This window comes from Mesorhizobium sp. M7A.F.Ca.CA.003.01.2.1 (assembly GCF_003998945.1).
Taxonomy (GTDB): Bacteria; Pseudomonadota; Alphaproteobacteria; order Rhizobiales; family Rhizobiaceae; genus Mesorhizobium; species Mesorhizobium ciceri.
This window is the reverse complement of record NZ_RZRA01000448.1, coordinates 1-4,499: the sequence shown is the minus strand read 5'-3', so window position 1 is coordinate 4,499 and position 4,499 is coordinate 1. Positions and strand designations below refer to the sequence as shown.

Annotated in this window: 4 protein-coding genes; 3 read left to right on the top strand and 1 reads right to left on the bottom strand. The window is 64.3% G+C overall.

Going from position 1 to position 4,499, the window contains the following annotated elements; all coding sequences use genetic code 11:
- Window positions 1–30: 30 nt before the first annotated feature.
- Window positions 31–822 carry an ATP-binding cassette domain-containing protein gene (locus tag EN969_RS18375; RefSeq protein WP_063170397.1) on the bottom strand — a complete coding sequence of 264 codons (792 nt, stop codon included), beginning with the start codon at window positions 820–822 and terminating at the stop codon, window positions 31–33.
- Between the two features lie 212 nt (window positions 823–1,034).
- On the opposite strand from EN969_RS18375, the gene EN969_RS18370 reads away from it, so the two are divergent.
- The 3 genes from EN969_RS18370 to EN969_RS18360 form a co-directional block, all read left to right on the top strand.
- Window positions 1,035–3,218, top strand: a complete 2,184-nt coding sequence (locus EN969_RS18370) for a TonB-dependent siderophore receptor (RefSeq protein ID WP_244514244.1) — start codon at window positions 1,035–1,037, stop codon at window positions 3,216–3,218.
- 25 nt (window positions 3,219–3,243) lie between these two features.
- Window positions 3,244–4,104, top strand: coding sequence for an ABC transporter substrate-binding protein (locus EN969_RS18365; RefSeq protein WP_063169484.1), 861 nt, complete (start codon window positions 3,244–3,246; stop codon window positions 4,102–4,104).
- The coding region (locus EN969_RS18360) for an iron chelate uptake ABC transporter family permease subunit (RefSeq protein ID WP_164758334.1) at window positions 4,101–4,499 on the top strand (399 nt) is incomplete at its 3' end. The genes EN969_RS18365 and EN969_RS18360, both read left to right, overlap by 4 nt.

The window sequence follows — 4,499 nt, the reverse complement described above, 5'->3', positions numbered from 1 at the left end:
TTCTATTTCCCGCCGCCGCACCAGATCTCGTCACTGCACATAGCCGACGGGCTGGCCGGTGACGGGGTGCGCGAACACGCCCATCTCCACGCCGAAAATGCCTTTCAGAACATCGCTGCGCATGATCTCGCCGGGTGTGCCGCGCGTCAGCAGCTTGCCGTCCTTGAGCGCGATCAGTTCGTCGCAGTAGCGCGCCGCCATGTTGGGATCGTGCAGCACGACGACGACGCAGAGGTCGCGTTTGCGGCTGAGTTCCTTGACCAGCCCGAGCACCTCGACCTGATGGGCGATGTCGAGTGCCGAGATCGGCTCGTCGAGCAGCATGACGCCGGCGTTCTGCGCCACCAGCATGGCGAGCCAGGCGCGCTGGCGCTCGCCGCCCGACAATTCGTCCACCAGCCGATCCGCGAACCCGTCCATGTCGGTCAGGGCCAGCGCCTCGTCGACATGCTGCCTGTCCTGCGCGCGGAAGCGGCCAAGCGCGCCATGCCAGGGATAGCGTCCCAACGTCGCCAGTTCGCGCACGGTCAGGCCGGTCGCCGCCGGTGTCGTCTGCGGCAGATAGGCAAGCGCGCGGGCAAATTCGCGGGCGCCCCATTGCGGCAACGGACGCCTGGCGAAAGTGATGGCGCCTGAACTCGCCGGCTGTTGGCGCGCCATGAGCTTGATCAGCGTCGACTTGCCCGAACCATTGTGGCCGATCAGCCCGTAGACGCGCGAGCGCTGCAGTTCGAGCGAGACCGGACCGAGCAGCGTCCGCTCGCCGACGGCAAAGCGCACCGCGTCGATATGGAAGGCAGTCTGGGCATCAATTCCAGCCATGCTCATGGCTTTTCTCCAGTGCGGCCGCCCGCATTTCCAGATTCCGGCTTTCGACGGCTCATGCCCGGTTGACTATGAAACATGACCTTACTAGTCAACATTGAAGATGACTGCAACGATCAACAAATCGTCGCGACCGGCAATATCGACATGAAATTTGGAAAAGGGGGCGCAGGATGATCTCGGGACGTGGACTGATTTGGCAGGACCGGATGGCGCGGAAGCGCCTGCTGATCGCAGCGGTGTCGGTGCCGGCCCTGCTTGGCTGCGGCCATGCCCTGGCCCAGGAGACGGTCACCACCACCCTGGACCCGATCAACGTCCAGGAACGTGTCGAAAGCGCCTTCGGGCCGGTCAAGGGCTACGTGGCCACCAAGGGCTCCACCGGCACCAAGACCGACACGCCGCTGATCGAGACGCCCCAGTCGATATCGGTGATCACCAAGGACCAGATGGAAGCACAGGCGATTGACAACCTCGGCGGCGTTCTGCGCTACACGCCCGGCGCCACCGGCGATCTCTACGGCACCGACAATCGCGGCCTCGGCCTGCAGTTGCGCGGCATTTCGAACGCCAACGGCGTCTTCTACAGGGACGGGCTGCAGCTCAAGGAGAGCAATTTCATCCTGTTCACCGCACTCGATTCCTATGGCGCGGAACGCTACGAGGTGCTGCGCGGACCAGCGTCGGTGCTCTACGGCCAGGCTAGCCCCGGCGGCATCATCAACTATGTCAGCAAGCGGCCGACCGAGGAAAACCTGCGCGAGATCGAACTCGGTGGCGGCAGCTTCAATCGCTATGAAGGCAAGTTCGATTTCAGCGGTGCCGTGAACGCCGACAAGTCGCTGCTGTTTCGCCTCACCGGTGCCGCTCACATGGGCGACACGCAGACCGATTTCGTCAAGGACGACCGCATCTTCATCGCCCCGGCGATCACCTGGCAGCCCGATGCCGACACCAGCCTGACCATCCTCGCCAACTATCAGCGCGACCGCTCGGGATGGGCGATGCAGTACCTGCCTGCCTACGGCACGGTCATACCGGGCAAGGACGGCAAGTACCTGCCGAACAGCATGTTCGTCGGCGAACCCGGCTTCGACTCCTACAACAACGACCAGGCCTCGATCGGCTACGAATTCGATCACCGTTTCAACGAAACCTGGCAGGTGCGACAGCATGCCCGCTACGTCCACCTCACCCACACCGAGGAGGGCGTCTTTGGTGGCGGACTGACGGACTCGAACGGCCTGGAACCTTCAAGCGGCGACTACTACCGTTATGCAGATGCCGGCGGCACCAAACTCAGCGGCGTCACCATCGACAACCAGGCACAAGCCGATTTCGACACCGGGCCGCTTGCCCACACGCTGCTCGTCGGCCTCGACTACAAACGCTACACTTACCGCGACTATGCCTCGGAAGGGACCGTCGAGGACGGTTTCAACATCTTCGATCCGGTTTACGGGTACCCGATCACCGATCTGACGCCCTACACCGATACCGACACCACCCAGCAGCAGGTCGGTCTCTATGCCCAGGACCAGGTCAAGTTCGGCAACTGGCGGCTGACCCTTGGCGGCCGCCAGGATTGGTCGGACGCCAAGGTCTACGACAATCTGGCCGGCGGCTACATTCCCGAGCAGAAGGACAACGCCTTCACCAGCCGCGCCGGCCTGGTCTATCTCGCAGACAACGGGCTTGCGCCCTATGTCAGCTACTCCGAATCGTTCCAGCCCGTGGCCGGCGCCGACAGCGACGGCAATCTGTTCGTGCCCGAGACCAGCAGGCAATACGAGATCGGGCTGAAATACCAGCCGACCGGCTGGAACTCCTTCATTACGGCATCGGTTTTCGACCTGACCCGACAGAATGTCGTGCGTTCCGGTAATGAGGGCTCGCCCAACGATCTGTTCCAGACCGGTGAGATCCGTTCGCGCGGCGTGGAATTCGAGGCCGTTGCCAGCCTCGATTCCGGCTTCGACCTGAGAGCGGCCTACACCTATCTCGACACGAAGATCACCAGGGCGACCGCTGTCGAAGATGTCAACGGCGTCTGGGTCAGCAACGAGGGCAACACGCCCTTCGGCGTGCCGGCCCATTCCGCATCGCTTTGGGCCAATTACACCTTCATGGGCGGCAAGCTCGAAGGTCTCGGCCTCGGCGCCGGTGTCCGCTATGTCGGCTCGACCTATGGCGACGACGCCAACAGCTTCAAGGTTCCGTCGGTCGTGCTCGCCGACGCGGCGGTGCATTACGCCTGGCAGAACGCCACGCTCAGCCTCAATGCCAGCAATCTGTTCGACAAACGCTACGTCGCCTCCTGCTTCTCCTCGGGCTTCGGCTGCTTCTACGGCGAGGGCCGCAGGATCAACGGTTCGGTGAAATACACATGGTAGAAGCAATGTGGCGGGCCGGCCCAAAATGGCGGCGCTGACACGGCGCCAGTATCTTGCCGGCCTCGCCGCGACCGGTCTCGCTTTGCCGGGCGGCACGGCACGCGCGGCACCTGCCCGCGTCGTCTGCCTGGAATGGACATCGGCCGAAATGGTGGTCTCGCTCGGCGTGTCGCCGCTCGCCGTCGGCGACACCAGGGGTTATGGCGACTGGGTCCAGGGCCCGGCGCTGCCGCAGGCCACCATCGACCTGGGGTCGCGCAGCGAGCCCAATCTCGAACTGCTTCGGGAATTGCGGCCCGACCTGATCGTCGGCGCCTATGGCTATGGCTTGGACGAGAACAGCTTCACCAGATTGGCGCCGACCTTCAATGTGCCGTTCTACAGCGGCAAGGCTCCACCTTACGCGCAGGCGCAGCAGGTGACGCTGCAGCTTGGCAACATGCTTGGCCGTGGGACGGAAGCAGAAAACCTTGTCGGGCGCATCGAAGCCTCGATCGCCCAAGCGCGTGCCAGGCTGGAGCGGGCGGTGCAAAAACCGGTCTGCGTCGTCAGCATGTTCGACGATCGCCATGTCCGCGTCTACGGCGCCGGCAGCCTGCTGCAGGACGTCCTCGACCGGCTCGGCCTCGTCAATGCCTGGACCGGCGCCACCAATGAATGGGGTTTTTCGACGGTCGGCATCGAGGAACTGGTCGCCGTCGGCGAGGCGCAACTGATCTCGCTCGATCCGATCCCGCCGCACGTCAGGATCAGGATCGCCCGCAACTCGCTCTGGGCCAACCTGCCCTGCGTCCGGAACGGCCAAGTGCGGACCATTCCGCCGGTCTGGCCGTTCGGCGGTCTCACTGCTGCCGCGCGTTTCGCCGAATTCGTGGCAGCAGCATGATCGCTCAGGCAATGTCCCTGCCGCGACAGCGCGACGGCATCGGCGCGCTCATCCTGCTAGTTGCCGTGCCCGCGGGGCTGGCGCTGGTGCTGAGCGTCATCGATCTCATCCACCTTCTGCCGGCGCACCTGTGGTGGCAGGCGCTCACCGCCCCCGACACATCCGATCCAGTGCAGTTGCTGTATCGCTATGCTTTCCTGCCACGTGTCGCCGTCAGCGTGCTGGCCGGCGCGGCGCTCGGTCTCGCCGGTGTCGTCATGCAGCATGTGCTGCGCAACCCGCTGGCCGAGCCGACCACGATCGGCACCAATGCCGGAGCAAGCCTCGCTTTGGCGGCCGCCACCCTCTACGCACCATGGCTGCTGGAAGGCGGCCGTGAAGGGGTGGCGCTGGCT